Origin of the sequence: Coprococcus sp. AM97-35, from assembly GCF_027697525.1 — a bacterium.
GTDB lineage: Bacteria > Bacillota > Clostridia > Lachnospirales > Lachnospiraceae > Allocoprococcus > Allocoprococcus comes.
Map to the genome: position 1 here is coordinate 138,072 of NZ_JAQESL010000001.1, position 26,305 is coordinate 164,376.

Below are 26,305 nucleotides of genomic sequence, written 5' to 3' on the forward strand. Positions count from 1 at the left end.
TTTTTTCTCTCCGAATTCAGCACCGTCATTTTTACCAGTACAGTTAAACGGTCGATTTTACAAAAGAAAGTCCTCCAATTCACTTTTTGCGCAATGTAGATGAGACTCAGGAAGCGTGGAAGCCTTTGCTGAACACGCTTCCCGCCCTAAGAGGCTCATCGGAATGGTTTGCGCAATGGAATTGGAGGACTTTCTTTTGTACAATCGGCCACCACAACCTTTACATCAAAAAACAGTGAATTCTCCTTCTGGAAAATCCACTGTTTTCTCACATATATTAAGCTTCTTCGACTTCTACTTTTTCGCCAAGAATTTTATCAATACTTACCAGTTTTACGCTGAGTACGAATACCTGTGCTGCAACTTCCAGTTCTTCTGGTGTCGGGAAGGACGGTGCAATTCGGATATTACTGTCTTTTGGATCCTTTCCGTATGGGAAGGTTGCTCCCGCTTTTGTCATGATCAGTCCGGCTTCTTTTGCTTTGGCTACGATTGCTTTGGCACATCCATCCAACGCATCGAAGGAAATAAAGTATCCTCCTCGCGGTGCTATCCAGGAACCAATCTCAAGTCCGCCAAGCTCACTTTCCAGTACACTTAATACGGTGTCAAATTTCGGTCTTAAGATATCTGCATGTTTCTTCATATGCTGAACCATTCCATGGATATCACCGAAGAAACGCGCATGTCTGAGCTGGTTTAATTTATCATGACCGATGGTCTGTACGGACATCATCTTGCGGATTTCCGCAAGGTTTTCATCGGATGCTGCAATTGCTGCAATACCAGAACCCGGGAAGCTGATCTTGGAAGTAGAACCGAATTTGTAAACCATGTTCGGATGTCCTTCTTTTTTACATTCCATCAAAATCTCGATCAGATAATCCTGTTTATCCTCATACAAATGATGGATTCCATATGCATTATCCCAGAAAATACGGAAATCTTCTGCCGCTGGATTTAATTTTGCAAAACGGTGTACGGTTTCATCAGAATAAGTGATTCCCTGTGGGTTAGAATATTTCGGTACACACCAGATACCTTTTACAGCCGGATCATTCTCCACATACTGCTCTACCAGATCCATATCCGGTCCATCCGACGTCATTGGAATATTGATCATCTCAATTCCAAAATGTTCGGTGATTGCAAAATGTCTGTCATATCCAGGTACCGGGCACAGGAATTTTATCTTGTCAAGCTTTGCCCAAGGGGTGCTTCCCATGATACCATGTGTCATCGCTCTTGCAACAGTATCATACATTACGTTCAGGCTGGAGTTACCAAAGATGATAATATTGTCCTTCGGTACTTCCATCATATCAGAAAGAAGCTGTTTTGCTTCTTTGATTCCATCGATCACTCCATAGTTACGGCAATCTACTCCTTCTTCGCAGACAAGATCTGATGTACTCTTAAGTACATCCATCATCCCCATAGAAAGATCAAGCTGTGCTTTGGACGGTTTACCTCTGGACATATCCAGTTTCAGACCTTTTCCTTTAACATCTTCAAATTCTTTTTCCAGTCTGCTCTTTAATTCAAGCAGTTCTTCTCTACTCATATCTCTATATGCAGTCATCTTGAAAACCTCCCATAATCATCAACTAATCATTGTGTGTTTCTTGCCGTACTTTATACTTCCGAAATCTGCCATCTGCAATTTCTTTCAGCTGTTTTGACAACATCAAAACTCACTACAAGTAGTAAGTATATAGGAAAAATGATTTTTCGTCAACCAATTCTTGCATATAAATATGACATATCGTGATTTTTGTTGATTTAAATATGTTTTTTTGAATTTTTGTTTTTCATTTCATGCATTTTTCCATTTCGATGCTTTTCAAAAAGAGTAGATCAGATTTATATGCAGCATATTTTCTTTTCTCCTGCAGTATGTTTTGCTCTTCTGACAACAAAACACCCGGAACCATTTTCATGATTCCGGGCAAATATATTTACTATTTTACTAATAATGATTTTCCAGTCATATCTGCTGGCTGCTGCATTCCCATCAGCTCGATCAGCGTCGGAGCGATGTCTGCAAGGCATCCGCCTTCACGAAGCTTATATGCAGGATCTGCATTTACAAGAATGAACGGAACCGGGTTCGTTGTATGAGCGGTAAATGGTTCTCCTGTCTCTTCATCGATCAGCTGTTCTGCATTTCCGTGGTCAGCGCAGATAAACATCTGTCCACCAACTTCTTTCACTGCATCAACTGCTTTCCCTACACATTCATCAACAGCTTCAATTGCTTTGATCACTGCTGCTTCTACACCGGTATGGCCAACCATATCCGGGTTTGCAAAGTTAATTACGATTACGTCGTACTTATCCGCTTTGATTGCATCTACAAGCTTGTCACATACTTCATATGCACTCATCTCCGGCTTCAGATCGTAAGTTGCAACCTTAGGCGATTTGACAAGGATTCTGTCCTCTCCCTTGTTCGGTTCTTCTACTCCACCATTAAAGAAGAAGGTAACATGTGCATATTTCTCTGTCTCGGCGATTCTTGCCTGTGTCATGTTGTTTGCTGCAAGAAATTCGCCAAATGTATTCGTGATGCCTTCTTTTACAAATGTAACCATTTTATTTGGAATTGTCTCATCATACTCTGTAAAACATACATAAGTTGTCTTGATACGTTCTCCTCTGTCAAATCCGTCAAAATCATCCGCACAGAATGTTCTGGTGATTTCTCTTGCTCGATCCGGGCGGAAATTAAAGAAGATCACAGAATCTCCGTCTTTTACAGTTGCAACCGGTGTACCGTTTTTTGTCACTACAAATGGTACTACGAATTCGTCAGTTACTTCTTTGTCGTAAGAAGCCTGGATTCCTTCTGTTGCTGATGCTGCTGTGTCACCTTCGCCGCGTGTAAGTGCTGCGTATGCTTTTTCTACACGGTCCCAACGGTTGTCACGGTCCATTGCATAGTAACGTCCGGAAACACTTGCAACTTCACCTACACCGATTTCTTTCATCTTTGCTTCTAACTGTTCAACATATTCTTTTCCAGATGCCGGAGGTGTATCACGTCCGTCAAGGAAGCAGTGAACATATACTTTGTCCAGCCCCTGTCTCTTTGCAAGTTCCAAAATTCCATAAATATGTGTAATGTGACTGTGTACACCACCATCAGATACCAGTCCCATCAGATGAAGAGCTGTACCGTTCTTCTTCGCATTTTCACAGGCTGCAAGAAGTGCCTTATTTTCAAAGAAATCGCCATCATCGATTGCTTTTGTGATCTTGGTGAGCTCCTGGTAAATAATACGTCCTGCACCCATATTCATATGACCTACTTCCGAGTTACCCATCTGACCATCCGGAAGTCCTACAGCAAGTCCGCTTGCATTTCCTTTTACAAACGGATATTCAGCCATTAATTTATCCATAACCGGTGTGTTTGCCTCTGCAATACCGTTGCCTTTCTTTTCATCTCTCAGACCGTAACCGTCTAAGATCATCAAAACTGTTGGTTTTTTACTCATCGTCTTACACTCCTTCATTTTGTCTTAAAGCGTTTGATTTCTCTTTCAGTTAAATATTGTACATGATTTTACATATGCTTGCAAGCACTTGTTAAAACTTTGACAGCTGAAAAACGCAGGCATTTCTGCCTGCGCCTTGGTATAATTGACTATTTCCAGTTTACAATCTTACCAAAATCTGGTTTTAAAGAAGCACCACCTACAAGTCCACCATCGATATCCGGCTGAGCGAATAATTCCGGTGCTGTAGCTGCATTTACAGATCCGCCGTACTGAATACGGATTGCTTCTGCTGTAGCTTCATCATAAACTTCAGCGATACATTCACGGATAGCTTTGCAAACCTCCTGAGCCTGCTCTGTTGTAGCTGTCTTACCGGTTCCGATTGCCCAGATTGGCTCATAAGCGATAACTGCTGTCTTAGCCTGATCTGCTGTTACATTCTGGAATCCAACTTTAACCTGCTGACGGATGAAGTCCATTGTCACACCCTGTTCACGCTGTTCAAGAGTTTCTCCACAGCACATGATCGGTGTAAGTCCGTGTTCAAATGCTTTCAGCATCTTTTTGTTCACAGTCTCGTTTGTCTCTGCGAAGTATTCTCTTCTTTCAGAGTGTCCGAGAACAACATATTTAACACCAGCATCTGTAAGCATGTTCGGAGAGATTTCTCCTGTGTATGCACCTTTTTCTTCAAAGTACATATTCTCTGCTCCAACCTGGATGTTGCTTCCTTTTGCAGCTTCTACAACCGGAATGATATCGATTGCCGGTACGCAGAATACCACGTCAGCCTCTTCTGTCACAACCAGAGATTTGAGTGTATTCACAAGCTCTACTGCCTCTGAAGGTGTCATATTCATTTTCCAGTTACCTGCAATAATTTTCTTTCTTGCCATTGCAATAATCTCCCTTATTTTATCTTAATTACAGACGCTGCTTATTTATCGTTAGCAGCTGCTACACCTGGCAGTTCCTTACCTTCAAGGAATTCAAGGGAAGCTCCGCCACCTGTAGAGATGTGAGTCATCTTGTCGCCGTATCCGAGCTGGTTAACTGCTGCTGCCGAATCACCACCACCGATGATTGTTACTGCATCTGTCTCAGCAAGTGCTTTTGCGACTTCTTCTGTTCCTTTTGCAAAGTTCGGCATCTCGAATGCACCCATAGGTCCGTTCCATACAACTGTCTTTGCATCTTTTACAGCGTCAGCATAGATCTTGATTGTCTCTGGTCCGATGTCAAGTCCTTCCCATCCTTCCGGAATTTCGCCAGCTTTAACAACTTTGATATTTGCATCATTTGAAAAATCATCTGCAATTACGTTGTCTACCGGAAGAAGGAGTTTTACGCCTTTGTCTTTAGCTTTCTGAATCATGTTCAGTGCATATTCACAGTAATCTTCTTCAAGAAGAGATTTTCCAACGGTTCCGCCCTGTGCTTTGCTGAATGTATAAGACATACCTCCACCAATGATCAGAGTGTCTACTTTATCGATCAGGTTTTCGATTACAGAAATCTTGCTTGAAACTTTAGCTCCACCAAGGATTGCAACGAACGGTCTTTCCGGATTGTTTACTGCATTTCCAAGGAAATCGATTTCTTTCTGCATAAGATATCCTACAACTGCTGTATCAACATATTTGGTAACACCAACGTTAGAGCAGTGTGCACGATGAGCTGTTCCGAATGCATCGTTTACGAATACATCACAAAGAGAAGCGAGTTCCTTAGAGAATTCATCTCCGTTCTTTGTTTCTTCTGCTCTGTAACGTGTATTTTCAAGAAGGATTACCTCTCCATCTTTCATAGCTTCAACTGCTGCTTTTGCATTTGGTCCTACTACTTCAGGATCTGCTGCGAATTTTACTTCCTGTCCGAGAAGTTCTGAAAGTCTTACTGCAACCGGTGCAAGAGAAAGCTCCGGTTTCGGTTCTCCCTTCGGTTTACCAAGATGTGAGCAGAGGATTACTTTTCCTCCGTCAGCGATCAGTTTCTTGATTGTAGGAAGTGCTGCAACAAGACGGTTCTCGTCTGTGATCTTTCCATCGATCAGAGGTACGTTAAAATCGCATCTTACAAGGACTTTTTTCCCTTTTACATTGATATCATCTACAGATTTTTTGTTAAGCATAATCCTGCCTCCTGTTTACATTTCGTTTAAATGGGATGTGCCCGGGCATATCCCCGTGCTGAGCGCAGTCGCTTGCGGCAATCTACGTTTTCGCACGAATACGCATTTTGAGCACATAGTGCCCTTTATTTAACAGGAAGCTCCATCAGAATTTCCTGTTAAATAAAAGGGTCCGGTCCATGTAGACCGGACCCTTGCTTGAGCCTATCTCTGGAATATTCCAGTAAGAATCAATTCAGCCTGTCCAAACAAACGTTACGGATTAAAGTAATGTTCCGAAGTGTTTGATTGTTCTTACCATCTGGCTTGTGTAAGAGTTTTCGTTGTCATACCAAGAAACAACCTGTACTTCTGTTGTTCCGTTGTCAAGCGGAAGTACCATTGTCTGAGTAGAATCGAAGAGAGAACCAAATCTCATTCCTACGATATCGCTAGAAACGATCTGATCTTCGTTGTATCCGAATGATTCGTTAGAAGCTGCTTTCATAGCTGCGTTGATCTGTTCTACAGTAACTTCACCTTCAACTACAGCTGTAAGGATTGTTGTAGATCCTGTAGGGGTTGGTACACGCTGTGCAGATCCGATAAGTTTTCCGTTAAGTTCCGGAATAACAAGTCCGATTGCTTTAGCTGCTCCTGTGCTGTTAGGAACGATGTTTACTGCTGCTGCACGAGATCTTCTCAGATCACCTTTTCTCTGTGGTCCGTCAAGAGTCATCTGATCACCTGTGTAAGCATGGATTGTGCACATGATACCAGATTTGATCGGTACAAGATCATTAAGAGCCTTAGCCATTGGTGCAAGACAGTTTGTTGTACAAGAAGCTGCAGAAATGATTGCGTCATCTTTTGTAAGCTGTGTATGGTTTACATTGTAAACGATTGTAGGAAGGTCATTTCCTGCCGGTGCAGAAATGATAACGTGTTTAGCACCTGCATCGATATGTGCCTGAGCTTTTGCTTTAGATGTGTAGAATCCTGTACATTCAAGAACTACATCTACTCCGATTTCTCCCCATGGAAGTTCAGCTGCATTAGCTTTAGCGTAGATTTTGATTTCTTTTCCGTCTACTGTGATGGAGTCTTCTCCAGCAGATACTTTATCAGCTAATTCATATTTTCCCTGTGTTGAATCATATTTTAATAAGTGAGCCAGCATCTTAGGAGATGTAAGGTCGTTGATTGCTACGATCTCAAATCCCTCTGCTCCAAACATCTGTCTGAATGCAAGACGTCCAATACGTCCAAATCCATTGATTGCTACTTTTACTGCCATGATTTAGTCCTCCTAAAGATAAATTGTATTACTGTATATAACAGTTACATTTTTCTTGATAAATCTTATCATTGTTTAAGATTTATCAACTGTAATTTATTGTACTAAATTCAGAACAAAAATTCAATCCCCTTTTTTCACTTTATTTTTCTGAAAACCGGGGCCCTTTTTATGAATTCTGCATAATATTTAAAACCACATGCTTCGAGAATATTGTCAACTATGTTAAAATCATACCCTACATGCTCTGGTTTATGTGCATCTGCGCCGACGGTGATGATCTCTCCCCCCAGCTTTTTGTATCTTTTTAACACATCCGGATGCGGGTGTGCAAAAGGAAGGCCATACTTCAGTCCTGCCGTATTGACTTCCAGCCCTTTCCCGTGTTCAATAAGATACCGCAGGATTTCATCTATTTCATCCGCAAATCTGCCGTAAGAATATTCCTGTTCCCGATGTTTTCCATAGCGTACCACATAATCCAGATGTCCGAGCACATCAAAATCCGCTACAGCCCTGATATCGGCTATTGTCTCCTGAAGTGCCATCCGGTAGGCCTCTTCATCCGAAATTCCCTCAAAGAACTCAGGATAATAAGGATCCTTCCCACCAACCACATGCATAGATCCGATCACAAAATCATACGGATTTGCCGCGGTAAATGCTTTTGCTTTCTTCGCAAGGTGTGGCTGAAGTCCAAACTCCACACCGATCCGGATATCCAGCTTCTCTTTATACTTTTCCTTCAGTGCTCCAAGCTCTTTAAAATAGGTTTCCGGATCAAACACAAATTCAATATCATCACAAAAATAATCAATATCTTCATGATCCGTAAAACAGATTGCTTCCAGTCCTTTATCGATTGCTGCAAGAACCATATCTTCCGGTTTTGCCTCTGAATCTCCGGAAAAATAAGTGTGCATATGACAGTCCGCTCTCATAATTTCCCCTCCTTGTCATTCTTCATGTGTAAATCCACCCGGCTTTCCCGCAAATCATTTGTTGGATTGCAGTACGGTCCCAATATACCAAAAAACAGAACAATTCTGAGCTATCCCAGAATTGTTCCGCCTCCAAGTACATAATCTCCATCATACAGTACCAGTGCCTGCCCCGGTGTAACCGCTCTCTGCGGTGTCTCAAAGATGCACTCTATCTCATCTTCTCCCGTTTTGCGGACTGTGCACCAGTCCCCTTTATGGTTGTATCTGATTTTGGCAAATACGCGCATCTCACCTTCCAGATTCTCTACCGTCATAAAGTTCAGCTTATTTGCACGGACCCGCGTCGTCATCAGATCTTCATTCGTCCCTATCACAACTTCATTCGTATCCGGACGGATCTCAAGCACGAATGCCTGATACCCAAGAGAAAGTCCAAGTCCTTTTCTCTGTCCGATCGTATAGTGGATGATTCCTTTATGCCGTCCCAGGATCTTTCCGTCCGGTGTTACAAAATTACCTTCCGGGATTTTCTGGTTACTTTCTTCTTCAATAAAAGATGCATAATCGTCATCGGATACAAAACAGATATCCTGACTGTCCGGTTTGTTCGCAATCTGCAATCCAATCTCTTTTGCGATCTTGCGGATCTGGTCTTTTTCATATTCACCGACAGGCATCAGCGTTCTTCTCAGCTGATCCTGGGTAAGATTATAAAGCGCATAGGTCTGGTCTTTTGACCAGGTTGCCGAATGCCGGATCGCATAGCGTCCGTTCGGCAACTGTTCTACTCTCGCATAGTGACCTGTTGCAATATAGTCTGCTCCGATCTCCATGCTCCGCGTAAGAAGAGATTCCCATTTTACATAACGGTTACACGCAATGCACGGATTTGGTGTCCGGCCATGCAAATATTCATCCACAAAATAATCGATTACCTTCTCCTGAAAATCCTTCTTGAAATTCATCACATAATACGGAATGCCGATCTGTGCCGCAACTTTTCTGGCATCATCTACCGCGCTGAGTCCACAGCATCCGCCGTTTTCTTCCTGTATTTTCGATTCTTCGTCCTGCCAGATCTGCATCGTCACACCAATCACATCATATCCCTGTTCTTTCAGAAGATATGCCGCTACCGATGAGTCGACACCACCTGACATTCCGACTACCACTTTCTTTTTTGCCATTCTCTTTTCTCCTGCAGAAAATTCTAATACTCTTCCTCTTCTGCTTCTTCACCTTCACTGATATCGTTCTTCGGCTTCTGGAGTCCTTCGATCTTGATCCCGTGCTTCTCTGCATAATCCCACAGCGCTGCATGGATTGCCTCCTCTGCCAGTAAAGAACAGTGTACTTTAACAGGCGGCAGTCCGTCAAGTGCTTCCATAACGGCTTTGTTTGTTACCTGCATTGCTTCTGAAATATGTTTTCCCTTTACAAGTTCTGTCGCCATACTGCTTGTTGCAACAGCCGCACCACATCCGAATGTCTTAAATTTTACATCATTAATAATTCCGTTATCATCAATATCAAGGTAGATTCTCATGATATCACCACATTTGGCGTTACCAACAGTACCCACTCCGCTTGCGTTCTCGATTTCTCCCATATTACGTGGATGCTGAAAATGATCCATTACTTTCTCTGTATACATTGTAAATTCCTCCTAAAGCTGTATTTTCTATCGTATTATTTATTCTGTTTTTTTGCAAAATCTTCATAAAGCGGTGACATTCCGCGTAAATCGCTTACGATTGTCTTAAGCTGATCTACTACATAATCAATGTCTTCTTTTGTGATCTCTTCATTCAGAGTCAGGCGCAGAGATCCATGCGCAATCTCGTGCGGCAGTCCGATTGCAAGAAGTACATGGGATGGATCAAGAGATCCGGATGTACATGCAGATCCACTAGATCCACAAATTCCTGCCATATCAAGACGGATCAGCATAGATTCGCCCTCAATGAAACGGAAACAGAAGTTTGCGTTATTTGGCAGACGGTCTGTCGGATGTCCGTTCAGCTTGGTGTACGGGATTTCTTCCATCACACGTTTGATCAGATAATCTCTCATCTCACGCTCTTTTGCTGTACGTTCTTCCATCGTAGCGATAGCACGTTTTGTTGCTGTACCGATTCCAACAATACCCGGAACATTTTCTGTACCTGCACGACGTTTTCTTTCCTGTGCCCCACCATGAACGAAGGAACGGATCTTCACGCCTTTTCTGATATAGAGGAATCCGATTCCTTTTGGTCCGTTCAGCTTGTGTCCGCTGGCACTTAACATATCAATATGACATTCATCTACATTGATCGGGACCTGTCCGAAAGCCTGTACGGCGTCTGTGTGGAACAGGATACCATGTTTGTGGGCGATCTCACCGATTTCTTTGATCGGTTCAATTGTACCGATCTCGTTGTTTGCATACATTACAGAGATCAGGATGGTATCCGGGCGGATTGCTGCTTCCACATCTGCCGGATTTACTTTTCCGTATTCATCCACATCAAGATAAGTCACTTCAAACCCACGCTCTTCCAAATAAGCTGCTGTATGCAGGATCGCATGATGTTCGATCTTGGTTGTGATAATATGTTTTCCTTTATTCTGATAAGCCTCAGCGGTTGCTTTGAGTGCCCAGTTGTCAGACTCTGATCCGCCGGCTGTAAAATAAATTTCGTTGCTCTTTGCACCGAGTGCGTTTGCGATTCTTTCTCTCTGTTCTGCCACAACATCTTTGTTATGGGATGCGAAGCTGTAGATCGCAGAAGGATTGCCATACTGCTCTGTAAAATATGGCAGCATTGCTTCCAGAACTTCTGGTGCAGTTTTTGTTGTTGCTGCGTTATCCAAATAAATTAATTTACTCATCTTTTTGTCCTTCTTTCTTTATTTCTTTATTCATTTCCACAAGGGTATTTATCATAATACTGTCTACCGTCTGTGCCATGCTTTCATTGACTTTCTTCCAGACATATTTCGTGATACAGCTGCCCTGGATCTCGCAGCTGTCTTCCGAATGAAGTGCTGCACAAGTCGCAGGTTCAAGGTCTCCTTCAAGTGCTCTGAGTACATCACCAACAGAAACTTCCGCCGCATCCTTTGCCAGCCGATATCCTCCTCCCGCTCCACGGATACTCTTGACAAGACCTGCCTTTTTCAGCTTCGCCATGAGCTGTTCCAGATATCGTTCCGATATCTCCTGCCTGGCTGATATACTGCTGATGGAAACCGGTTCTTCTGCGCCATAACACGCAAGATCGATAAAGGCGCGTAAACCATAACGACCCTTCGTTGAGATCTTCAATCCATCACCTTCTCTTTATTTTTATATCCCACTGTTTTACTAGGATTTCTTGCAAATTGAGGATATCACCTCTGTTATGTTCTGTCAAGGCTCTTTCTTGCATATATTTTAAAACAAAAATGCCTTTGGAGCCGCTATGTCACAAAAACATTTTCTCCTGAAAGGAACTTTTATCCTTACTGTAGTCGGCATTCTCACCCGTGTAATGGGATTTTTTTACCGTATTTTTCTCAGCAGATCTTTCCCTGCAGAAGAAATCGGTCTGTATCAGCTGATTTTCCCTGTCTACACACTTGCTTATGCTGCAACTTCAGCAGGGATCGAGACGGCTCTGGCGCGCCTGGTTGCCGCCTCTTCTGCAAAAAAGCAGTCTGCAAAAGCTTATTCTTACCTGAAAGCAGCACTGCTTTGTTCTCTTTTTCTTTCCATCTGCTGTCTTTTTCTGCTGCAGAAAAATGCTGTTTTCCTCACCACAGTCATACTTGGTGATCCCCGATGCGCCTCTCTCATCTTCCTGATAGCATATGCACTTCCATTTGCAGCTCTGCACAGTTGCAGCTGTGGTTACTTTCTGGGGCTCAAGCAGATCCGGCTTCCTGCCCTCTCCCAATTATTTGAACAGCTGGTCCGGATCTTTTTTGTTATCTTCCTCTATACAGCCGATGCTCATACCGCTTTTACACCATCTGTCGCAATTGCTGTCCTCGGAATTGTCGGTGGTGAAATTGCAGCCGCTTTTCTTTGCATCCATAAGCTCAGAACTGCCGGGCAACCTTTCTCCCCACACCGGGAGCCGACTCTTTCTGCTGTTCCTCCCCTGCTTTTTTCTGCCCTTCCACTGACCGCAAGCAGAGTCCTTCTGAATCTTTTTCAGAGTCTGGAAGCAATTTCTATTCCTCTTGCCCTGCAAAAGTATGGAATGAGTATCTCCGCTTCTCTTAGCACCTACGGAATTTTGACCGGAATTGCCCTTCCCTGCATTTTATTTCCATCTGCCCTCACCAATTCCATCTCCACAATGCTCCTCCCCGAAGTTGCCAGTATGCCGGATGCTCAGAAAAAGCATGCTCTTCCGCAGCTTTTACGGAAAGTTATTTTTTTCTGCCTGTTTCTTGGTTTTGCCTGCCTGCTATTTTTCTTTACCGCATCCGGCTTTATCAGCAGACGGATCTTTCATACACCAGAAGCCGGAAATTATATCTTAACACTAGCATTTATCTGTCCTTTTCTCTATAGTAACACCGCACTGATCAGTGTGTTAAATGGTTTGGATCTTGCCGGAAAAACTTTTCTGATCAATCTGTTCACCCTGGCAGTACGAATCTGTGGTGTTCTTTTTCTGATTCCGCAGTTCGGGATTCTTGGCTATCTGTGGGCACTGCTTGCAAGCCAGCTTCTTACATTTGGCTGCTGCATGTTTCTCCTGATAAAACAAGGGCGATAAAAAACGGCAGAAAGTCCTCTTTACCGAATTGTTCAGTAAGAGGACTTTCTGTCATTTTCTATCACCTGACGCTAAAATGTGGCTGAACACATTCTTGCTATGTAAGAACCTTCACAAACCAGCGGACAATCCCAGGGTTTAAATATACCTCAGACAAAATTCCCGCCACGATCATCATAACAGTAAATCCTGTTTTTGTTCCATTCCATTCACTTTGCGGATAACGATAATAATACCGGATCAATAGAAGATATGCCGGTACATAAAAAATATATTGCGGGAAAATACCGGCAATACACAGCAGCATTCCGCAAAGTCCCATCCTTAAAACTGCCGCCACAGACAGTATCCCTGCTGCAAAGCCTGTCCAAAGGAGGATTCCAGCTGCTGTCAGTCTGCGAAATCCCAGATTTGCCACACAGACCGCTAACGCCAGAGGCATCACTCTCCATCTGAGCAGGTACCACAGGTAATCTTCATTTATGATTTTCACCTGTGTATACTGATTTAGAAAATATTCATGGAAAATTCCAGTCATCGTAACATAATTTTTCGCAATAAAATTAGCATATAAGATACCCATTCCAAAACCGATCAGATATAGCATGGGCAGCTGATATTTCTTCCGATAAAATTCCACATTCCGGCCTCCAATAATTTCACATAGTTCATTATATGTCCGGAGTTGTCAATTATGCGTTCACTTTATCTGTTATACTTTGCATCATAGGCAAGGATAGCGGCTACAGTCTTGGAATCTTCAATCTTTCCTTCAAAGATCATCTGCTTCAATTCTTCAACCGTATGTGCCTCTACATTCACAAATTCATTCTCATCCAGATGCTGATGGGTACGGATCAGGTTTCGTGCCACATAAACTTCGATTTTTTCGTTGCAAAGTGCTACAGTTGTTCGAAGCGTGATCAGCCATTCCAGATCATCACTGTGATATCCGGTCTCTTCTTCCAATTCTCTTGCCGAACAGTCTCGTCCCGGTTCATCTGCTTGGTCCAGCCCTCCTGCCGGAAGCTCCAGTGTAAAGCGATCCAGTGCATTCCGGTACTGTCTTACCATCAGGAGTCTGCCGTCATCCATCACAGGTATCACAGCAGCAGCCCCTTTGTGGTGGATATAGTCCCACACCTCATGATTTCCATTGGAAAACTCCATATAATCTTTGTATACATCAACAATTGTTCCCTGATATACCCTTTCTCTTTTTACACGTTTGATTTCTTTTTTCATCCGTTTTCCACTTCCTTTTCACACAACTATTAGAAACACGCTCCGCGAGTTTCTCAAGTTATCGCGGCAGTCGCCAAGGTCTCGTGCAAGCACGGACTTTGGCTCGTTGCTCGCGTAAATTAAATACAGCCATCCAAAAGATTGAATCTTTTGGACGGCTGTCGTTTTCTGATTATCGTGTTATTTAGCATAATCTGTAACACGGGATTCCCGGATTACATTTACTTTAATCTGACCTGGATATTCCAATTCATATTCAATCTGTTTTGAAATATCTCTTGCCAGCAATACCATATCATCATCAGATACTTGTTCTGGAACTACCATTACGCGAATCTCTCTACCCGCCTGAATAGCAAATGACTTCTCAACCCCTTTAAACTGGTTGGTAATATCTTCTAACTGTTTTAATCTGTTTGTGTATGTCTCCAAGGTTTCTCTTCTTGCACCTGGTCTTGCAGCCGAAATCGCATCTGCTGCCTGAACAACGCCTGCAATCAGAGACTGTGGTTCTACATCACCATGATGTGCTTCTACCGCGTTGATAATAAGCGGCGACTCTTTGTATTTTCTACAAAGGTCTACACCAATCTGAACATGTGAACCTTCTACATCGTGATCGATCGATTTACCGATGTCATGTAAAAGACCTGCACGCTTTGCGATACGGACATCCAGTCCGATCTCGCCCGCAAGCAATCCGGATAGCTGAGCAACCTCGATTGAATGCTTCAGTGCATTCTGACCGTAGCTCGTTCTGAACTTCATACGTCCAAGAAGACGAATCAGTTCTGGATGGATGCCGTGTACACCAACTTCAAGTGCTGCTGCCTCTCCTTCTTCGCGCATCATAGTCTCTACTTCTTTCTGCGCTTTTTCAACCATCTCTTCGATTCTTGCAGGATGGATTCGTCCATCTACGATCAAACGCTCCAGTGCAATTCTTGCCACTTCTCTTCGGATTGGATCAAATCCGGAAAGAACAACTGCCTCCGGAGTATCATCAATAATAAGCTCTACTCCTGTCAGTGTCTCAAGAGTACGGATATTCCGTCCCTCTCGTCCGATAATTCTACCCTTCATCTCGTCACTTGGAAGCTGAACTACCGAGATCGTAGTTTCAGCCACATGATCTGCCGCACATCTCTGGATTGCGGTGACAACATACTCTTTCGCCTTCTTGTCAGCCTCTTCCTTTGCACGTGTTTCAAGCTCTTTCACCATCTTGGCAGTGTCATGTTTCACATCTTCTTCAACAGTTTTTAATAGATAATCCTTTGCCTGTTCGGAGGTAAGTCCTGAGATTCTTTCTAGTTCCTGTACTCTTTTCTGGCTGAGTTCTTCAACTTCAGCCTCCCGCTGCTTCATCGCTGTCTCTTTTGCAGTAAATGCAGTCTCTCTCTGCTCAATTGCCGCAGATCTCTTATCCAGAGATTCTTCTTTTGAAAGTACACGCTTTTCATAACGCTGAAGTTCAGCTCTGCGTTCCTTAGTCTCTTTTTCAAGTTCATTCTTTGTCTTGATGGACTCTTCCTTTACTTCCAAAAGTGCTTCCTTCTTCTTTGTCTCTGCTGTCTTCAAAGCATCATCAATAATTTCTCTTGCTTTTACATCAGCGTTCCCAATTTTAGAATTTGCATCGTTCTTCAACTTGGAAACAGTAACAAAATAAGTAACCGGCATTACTACTATAAGCGTAACAACTACAGCAATAATTATAGGTATCAGCACAGGAGCACCTCCTTATTTAGTTTTCATTGTACAAATACAACACTTAAATTCTATACTGTTTTCACAAATATGTCAAGCATTCCAATCGCAAACTTGTATTACTTGACGGATATCTTCGTAACGAAATCCTTTCCGCACCAAATATCCATATATTTTCTGCTTTTCTTTCGGATCTGTACAGGCAAAGTCCCAGTGTTTTTTGCGAAGAAGCTCCCGGATTGCTTCCTGATCGGAATGCTCTTCATACATCTCTTCCATGATCTCTTCTGCCCGGTTCATATCCACGCCCTTCTGTCTCAGAAGGGCATAAATCTCCCGTCTGCTCTTTTTATCTTTCCTGCTGTCTATAAAGTTCCGAATGTAGGCGTCATCATTGATATATCCAAATGATTTCACATAGGCAATCGCCGCCTCGGTGATCTCCGATGGATAGCCGCCCAGCTTTAATTTATCTCTGAGCTGGGATTCAGTTCTTGCCATGTCATTCAGCAGGTGCATCGCACGAAGCTTTGCCCGCTTCAAAAGGACTTCTTTGATCTTTGCATAAGTATCCTCTGTCAATTCACACTCTTCTTTCAGGTGAAAACGGGACAGTTCGCCTTTGTAAACCACAAAGGCGAACTGCTCATCAACAGATACCCGATACTTTGTCTTTGTAACTGGCTCGATTCGGGTAATTCTCATCATATGTTTTATTCTTCCTCATCCATCACTTCTTCAGCATCTGCCGGAGCAGCCTGTGCCGGTTCTTCTGCTTCCTGCCCTTCTGCACCGATTCCGTAATGCGCACGGACTTTTTCTTCAATCTCTTCCATAATCTCCGGATGTGCTGTCAGATAAGACTTTGCATTCTCACGTCCCTGACCGATCTTTTCTCCGTTGTATGCATACCATGCACCACTCTTATTGACCAGATCAATCTTCGTCGCAAGATCCAGGATATCTCCTTCTCTGGAAATTCCTTTTCCGAACATGATATCAAATTCTGCTTCCTTGAACGGAGGTGCAATTTTATTCTTCACGATCTTCACGCGGACATGGTTACCAACCATCTCTCCGCCCTGCTTCAGAGTCTCAGTTCTGCGGACATCCATACGGACAGATGAATAGAACTTCAGTGCCCGTCCACCCGTTGTTGTCTCCGGATTACCGAACATAACGCCAACCTTCTCACGCAGCTGGTTGATAAAGATTACAACACAGTTTGATTTACTGATAACCGGTGTCAGTTTTCTGAGTGCCTGTGACATCAGTCTTGCCTGCAGACCTACATGTGTATCACCCATATCACCCTCAATCTCCTGCTTCGGAACAAGTGCTGCAACAGAATCGACTACGATAATGTCAATCGCACCGGAACGTACCATTGTCTCAGTGATCTCCAATGCCTGATCTCCGCTGTCTGGCTGTGAAATGTAAAGTTCATCAATATCTACACCGATATTCTTCGCATATACCGGATCCAGTGCATGCTCTGCATCGATAAATCCCGCAATGCCGCCTCTTTTCTGTACTTCTGCGATCATATGTAATGCAACTGTCGTCTTACCACTTGATTCAGGTCCATAAATTTCAATAATACGTCCTTTCGGAACGCCGCCAACACCAAGTGCCAGATCCAGGCTCAGAGAACCGGTCGGAACCGTCTCAACATGCACCTGTGCCGCCGGATCACCCAGCTTCATAACTGCTCCCTTACCAAAATCTTTCTCAAGCTTTGCAATTGCTGCGTCTAATGCTTTCTTTTTATTCTCATCATTCATTGTATTATTCGCCATCATTAATCTCCTTATCCCAGATTCTTCGCCCACGCTCTCCATCGAACGAATGTTTGTTCTGGTTCTATATTAGTACATATGTTCTGGTTTGTCAACTACATTTTTAAATCAGATCCACACGTCTCACCTTCCCCGGAGAAGAAACCGAACCCCTCCCGAAAACCTTTCTCGCCCAGATCCCCAAAGCTTCTGACTCTCCCATCATACCACATCTCCCCCTTCCCCCACAACCAGAACACTTCTTCTCGGAAGCCATTGCTGACATAATTTTCGCATTCGGAGGCTCATCGGAATGCCCTGCACAACTAAATCTGTCCGGTTTATTTTATTAAAAGCGCGTCCGTCTTCTATTTTCCCGCAGACCACCCGTCCTGCAATCTAAAGCTCAAACACCTCAAGATCATCCGGTACAAACAACTTCCCGTGATAGTACTCCCGTCCTTCCCGCGTATAAAGCTCTTTCCTCTCCTTAAGATGCATCTCTTCCGTATGATACAGGATCAGATGCGGAATCTGAAGCTCCTCGGCAAGCTGACATGCTTCTTTCACAGTACTGTGGTGCTTTTCATAAGGCTTGAACTTATCTGCTTCTCCATACAGGCAGAACGCCTCATGGGTCAGCCAGTCACTGCCTTTCACAAATTCATAATCTTTCTCATTGTACGGTTCGTCACCGCAGCAGGTAAACTTCACTCCGTTCGGAAGCAGCATCGTAAATCCGAACTGCTTTGCCTTCGTGGAAAAAATATCGAAAAAGGTGACCGGACAGCCAAGGATTTCCTTTGTCTCTCCGTGATGCACCGGCACAAAAAGAATCCGGTCATCAAAATATTTCGTCACCTTTTTCTGGATCGTAAGTTCTGCGATCATGCGGATTGATCTTGCCAGTTCTTCATGGCAGTAGATCCGCAGATTCCCCTCATATTTCCCCTGGCCGATCTTCTTCTGCCCGATCATCCGTATCAGCCAGATCACGCCCAGAAGATGATCGATATGTTCATGGGTAATAAAAATATCGTGAATGTCTTCCAGCTGGATCCCGGTGTCTTTTAACACCTTTAAAATACGGTTTCCGCCGCCGGTATCTACCAGAAAATGCCTGTTTCCATCCGAGAGGGCAAAACATGTATTATAACATTCCGTTACTGTTGCATTTCCCGTTCCAAGTATTGTAAGCTTCATCCGTCATTACTCCTGTCTCATTTCAACCACTTCACCTGCACATTTGTAAATACTTCCTCCCGGCACAAATCCTCTAACCGAAGAAAGTGGATAAATATTGGTATGCGGTCCTACTACACTTCCCGGGTTCAGAATGGTTCCACATCCAACTTCTACATGGTCACCCAGCATCGCGCCGAACTTTTTCATACCGGTCTCGATATTTCCTTCCGGCGTCTTTACAACCACCAGTTTTTTATCGGATTTCACATTAGATGTGATAGAACCTGCTCCCATATGTGACTTGTATCCAAGGATTGAATCCCCCACATAATTATAATGTGGAACCTGTACTTTATTGAAGAGGACCACATTTTTCAGCTCGGTAGAATTTCCGACAACTGCCCCTTCTCCTACGATCGCATTTCCGCGGATAAACGCACAGTGTCTTACCTCTGCGTCCTTCCCGATGATCGCCGGACCGCCGATAAATGCAGTCGGTGCAACCTTTGCGGATCTGGCAACCCACACATTTTCTCCACGTTTTTCATACTCTTCTTCCGGAAGAGACGCACCCAGTTCCAGGATAAAACTGCTGATTTTCGGAAGTACTTCCCACGGGTAGGTCACTCCTTCAAACAAATCCTTTGCGATTGTCTCTTCCAGCGTATACATTTCTTTAACCGTCATTTTTTTCATTCTTTCTTTCCTTTCAATACTCTGCCTTTGGTTTCTTTTTTATAAAATACTGCTGCTCTGTCATAGCAGCTTCTTAACTGATACTGGTTATTCAGTCCCAGTACCCCGTTGGTTCTGCTGACAATAAAATGGTCCAGTTTTGTCATATATTCATCCGATGTAATTTCTCCCTCTGCCACATAGTTAAGCCCCTTTTCCCAGCTTGCCGTCAGCTCCGGATTCAGAAGTGAACGGATAGAATTCAACACCACATCATAAATCATTTCTCCAAGAAGCGTCGGTGTGATCACCTGCGTCTTTTTATTCAGTGCCAGATATTTGATATTGAAGAGCTTTTTCAGGATCTCCGCCCTGGTCGCACTGGTTCCGATCCCGCTTCCTTTGATCTGCGCACGAAGTTCCTCATCCTCGATCAGCTGACCTGCATTTTCCATCGCAAGGATCATGGAACCGGAATTGTATCTCTTCGGCGGTGAAGTTTCTCCCTCTTTGATATCCAGTGATTTCACATCCAGGATATCACCTTTTTTTAACTTCTGGATGGATGCAAAAAATGCGGCATCCAGATCCACATTGTTATCACTTCCATCTCCTTCCGCGTCATTTCCATTTGCATTTTTCTTTGGGGCAGGGACCCCTGCCACCTTCAGATATCCTTCTTCCGCAAGTACACGGAAGTTGGAGAAAAACTGTTCTTTTCCGATCTGTGTTACCAACGCCACTTTCTGATAAACTGCCGGAGGATAGAAGATACTCAGAAACCTCCGGACGATCACATCATACACACGATGAGCCGTTGCAGATACCGAATTCAATGCTGAAAGTCCCTGTCCTGTCGGGATGATTGCATAATGATCCGTGATCTGCTTGTCATTGACATAACGCGTCTTTGCCAAATTTTTATATGCTCCGTAATGCAGAATATCCTGCATATATGGTGCAGTCATCTGATATTTACTCAGCCCGTTCAGGTTCTTTGTGATCTCCTTTGATACTGCCGTCGAAAGCACTCTGGCGTCTGTTCTCGGATAGGTGACAAGCTTCTTCTCGTAAAGCTCCTGCACAATGCGGAGCGTTTCATCCGGACTGATCTTGAACCGTTTGGAGCATTCGTTCTGAAGTTCTGCAAGGTTAAACAGAAGTGGCGGATTCTTTTTCTCTTTTTTCTTTTCGATGGATACAATCCGGCAGGTAAGAGGGGATGTTCCCTCTTTCAAAACAGCGATCAGCTTTTTGGCCTCCTCTTTCTCTTTAAATCCATTCTCTTTGTAGAGCTTTGGAGACTCAAAATAAGCCGAACCTTTCACTGCACGCCACTCACCGGTAAAAGTATGTCCGTCTACATTTACCGATTCGATCACACGATAGAACGGCGTTTTAACAAATTCACGGATCTCCCGTTCCCGCCTTACGACCATTCCAAGGACACAGGTCATCACACGTCCGACAGATACAACCGTGTATTTATTCCCAAGATAATTTGAAATGCTGTTTCCATATTTGAGTGTCAGAAGTCTGGAAAAGTTGATTCCCATCAGATAATCTTCCTTCGCACGGAGATAAGCCGAAGCTGACAGATTATCGTATTCTGACAGATCCTTCGCCTCACGGATTCCTCTGAGGATCTCTTCCTCCGTCTGGGAATCGATCCACACACGCCGGCGTTCTTTCCCTTTTACGCCTGCCATCTGTTCCACCAGACGGTAAATGTATTCTCCTTCTCTTCCCGAGTCGGTACAGACATAAATCCGGTCTACGTCCTTCCTGGTCAGTATTCCTTTTACGATCTCAAACTGCTTCTTTACTCCCGGTATCACCTCATAGAGAAATTCCTGCGGAATGAATGGCAGTGTCTGCAAAGACCATCTCTTATACTTTTCATCATATACTTCCGGATAACTCATCGTGACAAGATGACCAACACACCAGGTTACGATCGCCTCATCTGATTCCAGATATCCGTCTTTTCTTTTCAAATTCAAATGCAGTGCCTTGGCAAATTCCTGTGCCACACTCGGCTTTTCTGCAATATATACCGATTTACCCATATAATAATTTTGTACTCCTGTATTTTCACGCTATAGCAACTCTCACAGCGTTTAAAAAGTGAAGCTGATACCAGCTCCACTTTTTTATCATATCATATTCAGAACATAAAACAAATTATTTTCTTCGAAAAATCTTCCGGATTTTATCAACGAAGCTTTGTTTTGTCCGTCCTTCCGGATGTCTGACGGTGATTGCTTCACGCATAAAATATTCCTGGGAATTGACTTTTGAAGTTCCTTTTTCTTTCATGTAGTATTTGCCGTCACTCTTTAATTCCCGCGCTTTTACATTGTCCGCAAGCATGATCTTCAGCATATGTGTCAGCTGTTTCCTGATAGTTTCATCGTAAACCGGACATGCCACTTCCACGCGTTTTTCCGTATTACGCGTCATCATATCTGCGGAACCGATATAGATTTTCTGATCCGCTCCGGTTCCAAAAAGGAAAATACGCGGATGCTCAAGATAACGTCCGACAATACTGGTCACACGGAGATTCTCTGTGTACCCTTTGACTCCCGGAAGAATACAGCAGATCCCACGGACGATCAGATCCACCTTCACCCCTGCATTCGATGCCTCGGAAACCTTCTGGATAAAATCTACATCCGTCACAGAATTCATCTTCATGATGATCCGTCCGTTCGTTCCCTTTTTGATCTCCTCGTCCATCAGTGAAAGCACCTTTGGTTTCAGACTGGTCGGTGAAACAATAATGTGCTGATAGCTTCCATTGAGATTGCCAATGGACATATTCTTGAAGAAGACGGCTGCATCCTCTCCGATTCCCTTATCCGCTGTGATCAGCGACACATCCGTATACATCGTCGCTGTCTTTTCATTGTAGTTTCCGGTTCCCACCTGCGTAATGTACTCGATATTGTTGCGGTTCCGGTAAGTGATCAGACAGATCTTGGAATGCACCTTATAACCTTCAAATCCATAAATCACACGGCATCCTGCCTCTTCCAGACGTTCGGACCAGTCAATATTGTTCTGTTCATCGAATCTGGCTCTCAGCTCGATCAAAACCGTAACCTCTTTGCCGTTCTCGGCCGCTGCACATAAGTACTCTACCAGCCGTGCCTTCTTTGCCAGACGGTAGATTGTGATCCTGATCGTAAGAACGGTCGGATCATAAGCCGCTTCCTTGATCATACGCAGAAACGGATCCATACTCTCATACGGATAAGAAAGAAGTATATCTTTTTTCTTTACCTGCGGAATCACTTTTCCATCCGTCAGATAGCGGGACGGCTGCGGAGTAAACGGTTCGTCGATCAGAGAACGTTTCAGCGATGCCGGAACCTTATCCATAATCGAAAAAATATAATCCAGCTTCATCGGCATCTTGGTCCGGTAGATCTGTGCCGGTGTGATCTTAAATTTGTCACAGAAATACTTTTCCAGTTCCTTATCCAGCGGCTCCGCTGTCTCCATGCGGACCACTGCCATTCTGCGGCGCTTGTGAAGGGTTTCCTGCATCAGCAGGCGGAAATCATCATTGATCTCCAGTGCCTCATCGTCCGGCGACACATCTGCATTCCTTGTCACGCAGATATAATTCTTGTTCGATACCTCGTATTTGTCGAACACCACATCCAGATATTCCATGATCACCTTTTCCATACGAATATAACGGATATCATGGCCCGGAAGATATAAAATGTCTGACACAAACTGTGGAACCGGTACGATTCCAATCATGGAAGTTCCATTCTGCTTCAGACTTGCGATCACATACAGTTCCTTATTGAGCAGATGTGGGAATGGATGATTGGCATCCACGATCTGTGGAGACAGGATCGGTAGGATCTGGTCTTTGAAGTACTTTTTCACATACTTCTTTTCCTGCTGCTCCAGCTCTTTTATCGATAGTCCACAGACACCGTATGGATTCAGCAGCTTCTTGATTTCCGAGTAAGTCTTGTCCCGCTCTTTATACAATGGTGCTACAGCCGCAAAGATTGCATCCAGCTGCTCTTTCGGATTCATCCCCGAACGGCTGTCGATCGTGCTGTTATCCGTAAGCGACATATCATACAGGCTTCCTACGCGGATCATAAAAAATTCATCCAGGTTGCTTGTAAAAATGGATACAAACTTCATTCTTTCAAGAAGGGGTACTGAAGAATCCTTTGCTTCCTCCAGTACCCTCTGATTGAACTTCAGCCAGGACAGTTCTCTGTTCTGTGTATAGTTCTGCATTTCTTTTTTCATATTAGCCCACCTTCACTCTTCCTTTACACTGGTATAATTTCATTCTACCACTGAATCAGAAGAAAGAAAAGTTAACTTCTTTTAAACTTTCCTGCAAAAGCTATTTCTTTGTGATAAAGCCTTTTGCAGTCAGTGTCTCAGCACAGAGAACAGCTCCTCCTGCCGCACCGCGGACTGTATTGTGGGAAAGTCCGATAAATTTATAATCGTAAAGGGAATCTTCTCTGAGTCGTCCGATAGAAATTCCCATTCCGTTCTCATAATCTACATCCAGTTTCACCTGCGGACGGTTGTCTTCTGTCATATAGCGGATGAACTGCTTCGGTGCACTCGGAAGCTCTGCTTCCTGCGGGAAGCCTTTGAAACTTTCCAGTTTTTCGATCAGCTGCTCTTTGGTTGGTTTCTTTTCAAAATTGATAAATACGGCAGCGGTATGTCCGTTAAGAACCGGTACACGTACACACTGGCATGTGATCTTCGGAGAATCTGCTTTTACGATCTGTCCATTTTCAACTCTGCCAAGAACACGAAGCGGTTCCTGCTCGCTCTTTTCTTCTTCTCCACCAATGAATGGAATGATATTTTCTACCATTTCCGGCCAGTCTTTAAAGGTCTTTCCTGCACCTGAAATTGCCTGGTAGGTTGTAACAACCAGTTCTTTTGGTCCGAATTCTTTCCATGCTGCAAGGCAAGGCGCATAGCTCTGGATCGAACAGTTTGGTTTTACTGCGATAAATCCTCTTGTAGTTCCAAGACGCTTTTTCTGGTCTTCGATGACTGCAAAATGTTCTGGGTTTACTTCCGGGATTACCATCGGTACATCCGGTGTCCATCTGTGGGCACTGTTATTAGATACAACCGGTGTCTCTGTCTTTGCGTATGCTTCCTCGATCGCACGAATCTCATCTTTTGACATATCAACTGCACTGAATACAAAGTCAACTGTCTTTGCAACTTCTTCTACTTCGTTGACATTATGTACAACGATCTTCTTGACTGCTTCCGGCATCGGAGTGTCCATTTTCCAGCGGTCTCCGACTGCTTCTTCATATGTCTTCCCTGCGGAACGCGGGCTTGCAGCCAGTGTTACTACCTCAAACCACGGATGATTTTCCAGCAGAGAGATAAATCTCTGTCCTACCATTCCTGTTGCACCAAGAATACCTACTCTTAATTTCTGATCCATTTTTATGTCCTCATTTCCTGTTTTGTCTTTTTAATGCGCACATTTGTACGCGCGATTTGTATATCATAGCGCATTTTCCGACATTTTTCAACCCTGACAATTGAAAAACTATGTCTACTTATTAACGCTCATGTTACTGTTCCCAGTACCTGTGACCAGCAATGCTCATTTTCCTTATAACGATTAGCACTCTTCCAGATATGCTTCGTGAAGCGCGATCACCTTTTTCATAGCTTCCGGTCCAGGTGCACCGATCGTATTTCTCTTATTGACACAGGTCTCCATGCTGATTGCATCATAAATATCTTCTTCAAATACCGGAGAGATCTCCTTATATTCTTCCAGTGACATATCATCTAACGCAACCTTCTTATCGATGCAATAAAGTACCAGCTTTCCTACGATTCCATGTGCATCACGGAACGGTACCCCGTGATTTACCAGATAGTCAGCTGCATCTGTTGCATTGGTAAATCCGTGTCTGCAGCTTTCCAGCATACGTTCTTTGTTGAACTTCATGGTTGCGAGCATTCCGGTAAATAAAGCCAGGCATCCTTTCACGGTATCGATGGCATCAAATACCAGCTCTTTGTCCTCCTGCATATCTTTATTGTAAGCAAGCGGAATTCCTTTCATTGTAGTCAGGATCGAAGTCAGTGCACCGTATACACGTCCTGTCTTTCCACGAACAAGTTCCGCAATATCCGGATTCTTCTTCTGTGGCATGATACTGCTTCCGGTGCTGTAGCTGTCATCGATATCGACAAACTGGTATTCATTGGAATTCCAGATGATCACTTCTTCTGAGAAGCGGCTTAAATGCATCATAATCGTAGATAGAGCACTCATCAGCTCGATCAGATAATCACGGTCCGATACCGAATCCATACTGTTCAGTGTCGGTCCGTCAAATCCGAGAAGCTCTGCGGTGTATGCTCTGTCCAGATCATAAGTAGTTCCTGCAAGTGCTCCGGATCCAAGCGGACAGGTATTCATTCTTTTGTAAATATCTTTCAGACGCATATGGTCTCTTTTGAACATTTCAAAATAAGCACCCATATGGTGTGCCAGTGTGATCGGCTGCGCTTTCTGCAGATGGGTAAATCCAGGCATGATCGTCTCGGTGTTGTCCTTCATGATCGCAAGAAGTTCGCGGAGCATATCCACAACCAGTCCCTGCAGTGCGGTGATCTCACTTCTTGTATAAAGCTTCATATCCAGTGCAACCTGGTCATTACGGCTTCTTCCGGTATGCAGCTTCTTTCCTGCATCCCCGATCCGGTCGATCAGATTTGCCTCTACAAAACTGTGGATATCTTCGTATTCCTCTGTAATCTCAAGCTTTCCGCTCTCTACATCCCTGCGGATGCTTTCCAGTCCGTCCAGAATCTGCTGCTTCTCATCGTCTGTCAGGATCCCCTGCTTTGCAAGCATCATAACATGCGCCTTGCTGCCCTGGATATCCTGCTCATAAAATCGTTTATCAAATGAAATGGACGCATTGAAATTATAAACCAGTTTGTCGGTTTCTTTCGTAAAACGTCCTCCCCATAACTGTGCCATAGCTTTCCCTCTTTTCTTCAACGTAATTCTGTGCTTTAGTGTACCATAGAATGTCGGATTCTGTA

At 43.8% G+C, this 26,305-nt stretch carries 22 protein-coding genes; 1 reads left to right on the plus strand and 21 read right to left on the minus strand.

Annotated features, from left to right (window positions below; all coding sequences use genetic code 11):
* Positions 1–277: 277 nt before the first annotated feature.
* The 10 genes from PG840_RS00675 to PG840_RS00720 all read right to left on the minus strand — a co-directional run bounded on the left by PG840_RS00675 (position 278) and on the right by PG840_RS00720 (position 11,164).
* Positions 278–1,582: an aminotransferase gene (locus tag PG840_RS00675; protein WP_055248298.1), complete on the minus strand. Its 1,305-nt coding sequence runs from the start codon at positions 1,580–1,582 to the stop codon at positions 278–280.
* 379 nt (positions 1,583–1,961) lie between these two features.
* Entirely contained in the window at positions 1,962–3,500 is a 1,539-nt protein-coding gene (gpmI, locus tag PG840_RS00680) for a 2,3-bisphosphoglycerate-independent phosphoglycerate mutase (RefSeq protein ID WP_270205077.1), read from the minus strand.
* Positions 3,501–3,649: 149 nt separating this feature from the next.
* Positions 3,650–4,399 (minus strand): triose-phosphate isomerase, encoded by a 750-nt coding sequence (tpiA, locus tag PG840_RS00685; RefSeq protein ID WP_008372272.1) that lies wholly within the window; start codon positions 4,397–4,399, stop codon positions 3,650–3,652.
* Positions 4,400–4,440: 41 nt separating this feature from the next.
* A complete protein-coding gene (locus tag PG840_RS00690; protein ID WP_022220114.1) occupies positions 4,441–5,634 on the minus strand; it encodes a phosphoglycerate kinase in 1,194 nt (397 codons plus the stop codon).
* A 262-nt stretch (positions 5,635–5,896) separates the two neighbouring features.
* Positions 5,897–6,910 carry a type I glyceraldehyde-3-phosphate dehydrogenase gene (gap, locus tag PG840_RS00695; protein WP_008372277.1) on the minus strand — a complete coding sequence of 338 codons (1,014 nt, stop codon included), beginning with the start codon at positions 6,908–6,910 and terminating at the stop codon, positions 5,897–5,899.
* Positions 6,911–7,047: 137 nt separating this feature from the next.
* A complete protein-coding gene (locus PG840_RS00700) occupies positions 7,048–7,851 on the minus strand; it encodes a histidinol-phosphatase HisJ family protein (RefSeq protein ID WP_055296685.1) in 804 nt (267 codons plus the stop codon).
* A gap of 110 nt (positions 7,852–7,961) precedes the next feature.
* The gene (gene mnmA / locus PG840_RS00705; RefSeq protein WP_270205078.1) at positions 7,962–9,041 is read right to left on the minus strand and encodes a tRNA 2-thiouridine(34) synthase MnmA; all 1,080 of its coding nucleotides are present in this window, start codon (positions 9,039–9,041) and stop codon (positions 7,962–7,964) included.
* 23 nt (positions 9,042–9,064) lie between these two features.
* Positions 9,065–9,508, minus strand: coding sequence for a Fe-S cluster assembly scaffold protein NifU (nifU, locus tag PG840_RS00710; RefSeq protein WP_008372281.1), 444 nt, complete (start codon positions 9,506–9,508; stop codon positions 9,065–9,067).
* A 35-nt stretch (positions 9,509–9,543) separates the two neighbouring features.
* Positions 9,544–10,728 carry a cysteine desulfurase NifS gene (nifS, locus tag PG840_RS00715; protein WP_022220116.1) on the minus strand — a complete coding sequence of 395 codons (1,185 nt, stop codon included), beginning with the start codon at positions 10,726–10,728 and terminating at the stop codon, positions 9,544–9,546.
* Entirely contained in the window at positions 10,721–11,164 is a 444-nt protein-coding gene (locus PG840_RS00720; RefSeq protein WP_055260503.1) for an RrF2 family transcriptional regulator, read from the minus strand. Before PG840_RS00720 ends, nifS begins: the two co-directional genes overlap by 8 nt.
* Positions 11,165–11,300: 136 nt before the next feature.
* On the opposite strand from PG840_RS00720, the gene PG840_RS00725 reads away from it, so the two are divergent.
* Positions 11,301–12,608 carry an oligosaccharide flippase family protein gene (locus PG840_RS00725; RefSeq protein ID WP_270205079.1) on the plus strand — a complete coding sequence of 436 codons (1,308 nt, stop codon included), beginning with the start codon at positions 11,301–11,303 and terminating at the stop codon, positions 12,606–12,608.
* Positions 12,609–12,705: 97 nt separating this feature from the next.
* Here the strand turns inward: PG840_RS00725 and PG840_RS00730 are convergent, their stop codons facing one another.
* The 11 genes from PG840_RS00730 to argH form a co-directional block, all read right to left on the minus strand.
* Positions 12,706–13,248: a stage II sporulation protein M gene (locus PG840_RS00730; protein WP_243002775.1), complete on the minus strand. Its 543-nt coding sequence runs from the start codon at positions 13,246–13,248 to the stop codon at positions 12,706–12,708.
* A gap of 65 nt (positions 13,249–13,313) precedes the next feature.
* Positions 13,314–13,853, minus strand: coding sequence for an NUDIX hydrolase (locus PG840_RS00735; RefSeq protein WP_008372292.1), 540 nt, complete (start codon positions 13,851–13,853; stop codon positions 13,314–13,316).
* 180 nt (positions 13,854–14,033) lie between these two features.
* On the minus strand, positions 14,034–15,584 hold the full coding sequence (gene rny / locus PG840_RS00740; RefSeq protein ID WP_008372294.1) for a ribonuclease Y: 1,551 nt from the start codon (positions 15,582–15,584) through the stop codon (positions 14,034–14,036).
* A 72-nt stretch (positions 15,585–15,656) separates the two neighbouring features.
* Positions 15,657–16,268 carry a regulatory protein RecX gene (locus tag PG840_RS00745; RefSeq protein WP_055156726.1) on the minus strand — a complete coding sequence of 204 codons (612 nt, stop codon included), beginning with the start codon at positions 16,266–16,268 and terminating at the stop codon, positions 15,657–15,659.
* An 8-nt stretch (positions 16,269–16,276) separates the two neighbouring features.
* Complete coding sequence (gene recA, locus PG840_RS00750; RefSeq protein ID WP_044999002.1) at positions 16,277–17,347, minus strand: recombinase RecA; 1,071 nt, start codon at positions 17,345–17,347, stop codon at positions 16,277–16,279.
* Positions 17,348–17,740: 393 nt separating this feature from the next.
* Positions 17,741–18,544, minus strand: a complete 804-nt coding sequence (locus PG840_RS00755) for an MBL fold metallo-hydrolase (RefSeq protein ID WP_055156598.1) — start codon at positions 18,542–18,544, stop codon at positions 17,741–17,743.
* A gap of 6 nt (positions 18,545–18,550) precedes the next feature.
* Complete coding sequence (locus tag PG840_RS00760) at positions 18,551–19,222, minus strand: acyltransferase (protein WP_270205080.1); 672 nt, start codon at positions 19,220–19,222, stop codon at positions 18,551–18,553.
* Complete coding sequence (locus PG840_RS00765; RefSeq protein WP_270205081.1) at positions 19,219–21,270, minus strand: DNA topoisomerase; 2,052 nt, start codon at positions 21,268–21,270, stop codon at positions 19,219–19,221. The genes PG840_RS00760 and PG840_RS00765 overlap by 4 nt, the downstream gene beginning before the upstream one ends.
* A 115-nt stretch (positions 21,271–21,385) precedes the next feature.
* Positions 21,386–23,491, minus strand: a complete 2,106-nt coding sequence (gene ppk1, locus PG840_RS00770) for a polyphosphate kinase 1 (RefSeq protein WP_055248284.1) — start codon at positions 23,489–23,491, stop codon at positions 21,386–21,388.
* A 100-nt stretch (positions 23,492–23,591) separates the two neighbouring features.
* On the minus strand, positions 23,592–24,677 hold the full coding sequence (asd, locus tag PG840_RS00775; RefSeq protein ID WP_008372310.1) for an aspartate-semialdehyde dehydrogenase: 1,086 nt from the start codon (positions 24,675–24,677) through the stop codon (positions 23,592–23,594).
* A gap of 183 nt (positions 24,678–24,860) precedes the next feature.
* Positions 24,861–26,240 carry an argininosuccinate lyase gene (gene argH, locus PG840_RS00780; protein ID WP_270205082.1) on the minus strand — a complete coding sequence of 460 codons (1,380 nt, stop codon included), beginning with the start codon at positions 26,238–26,240 and terminating at the stop codon, positions 24,861–24,863.
* Between the last annotated feature and the right edge of the window lie 65 nt (positions 26,241–26,305).

What these genes read in the sequence shown, in the direction of transcription:
- PG840_RS00675 (WP_055248298.1), bottom strand. Translation starts at nt 1,582, where the DNA reads ATGACTGCATATAGAGATATGAGTAGAGAAGAACTGCTTGAATTAAAG.
- gpmI (WP_270205077.1), bottom strand. Translation starts at nt 3,500, where the DNA reads ATGAGTAAAAAACCAACAGTTTTGATGATCTTAGACGGTTACGGTCTG.
- tpiA (WP_008372272.1), bottom strand. Translation starts at nt 4,399, where the DNA reads ATGGCAAGAAAGAAAATTATTGCAGGTAACTGGAAAATGAATATGACA.
- PG840_RS00690 (WP_022220114.1), bottom strand. Translation starts at nt 5,634, where the DNA reads ATGCTTAACAAAAAATCTGTAGATGATATCAATGTAAAAGGGAAAAAA.
- gap (WP_008372277.1), bottom strand. Translation starts at nt 6,910, where the DNA reads ATGGCAGTAAAAGTAGCAATCAATGGATTTGGACGTATTGGACGTCTT.
- PG840_RS00700 (WP_055296685.1), bottom strand. Translation starts at nt 7,851, where the DNA reads ATGAGAGCGGACTGTCATATGCACACTTATTTTTCCGGAGATTCAGAG.
- mnmA (WP_270205078.1), bottom strand. Translation starts at nt 9,041, where the DNA reads ATGGCAAAAAAGAAAGTGGTAGTCGGAATGTCAGGTGGTGTCGACTCA.
- nifU (WP_008372281.1), bottom strand. Translation starts at nt 9,508, where the DNA reads ATGTATACAGAGAAAGTAATGGATCATTTTCAGCATCCACGTAATATG.
- nifS (WP_022220116.1), bottom strand. Translation starts at nt 10,728, where the DNA reads ATGAGTAAATTAATTTATTTGGATAACGCAGCAACAACAAAAACTGCA.
- PG840_RS00725 (WP_270205079.1), top strand. Translation starts at nt 11,301, where the DNA reads ATGTCACAAAAACATTTTCTCCTGAAAGGAACTTTTATCCTTACTGTA.
- PG840_RS00735 (WP_008372292.1), bottom strand. Translation starts at nt 13,853, where the DNA reads ATGAAAAAAGAAATCAAACGTGTAAAAAGAGAAAGGGTATATCAGGGA.
- PG840_RS00745 (WP_055156726.1), bottom strand. Translation starts at nt 16,268, where the DNA reads ATGAGAATTACCCGAATCGAGCCAGTTACAAAGACAAAGTATCGGGTA.
- recA (WP_044999002.1), bottom strand. Translation starts at nt 17,347, where the DNA reads ATGAATGATGAGAATAAAAAGAAAGCATTAGACGCAGCAATTGCAAAG.
- PG840_RS00755 (WP_055156598.1), bottom strand. Translation starts at nt 18,544, where the DNA reads ATGAAGCTTACAATACTTGGAACGGGAAATGCAACAGTAACGGAATGT.
- PG840_RS00760 (WP_270205080.1), bottom strand. Translation starts at nt 19,222, where the DNA reads ATGAAAAAAATGACGGTTAAAGAAATGTATACGCTGGAAGAGACAATC.
- PG840_RS00765 (WP_270205081.1), bottom strand. Translation starts at nt 21,270, where the DNA reads ATGGGTAAATCGGTATATATTGCAGAAAAGCCGAGTGTGGCACAGGAA.
- ppk1 (WP_055248284.1), bottom strand. Translation starts at nt 23,491, where the DNA reads ATGAAAAAAGAAATGCAGAACTATACACAGAACAGAGAACTGTCCTGG.
- asd (WP_008372310.1), bottom strand. Translation starts at nt 24,677, where the DNA reads ATGGATCAGAAATTAAGAGTAGGTATTCTTGGTGCAACAGGAATGGTA.
- argH (WP_270205082.1), bottom strand. Translation starts at nt 26,240, where the DNA reads ATGGCACAGTTATGGGGAGGACGTTTTACGAAAGAAACCGACAAACTG.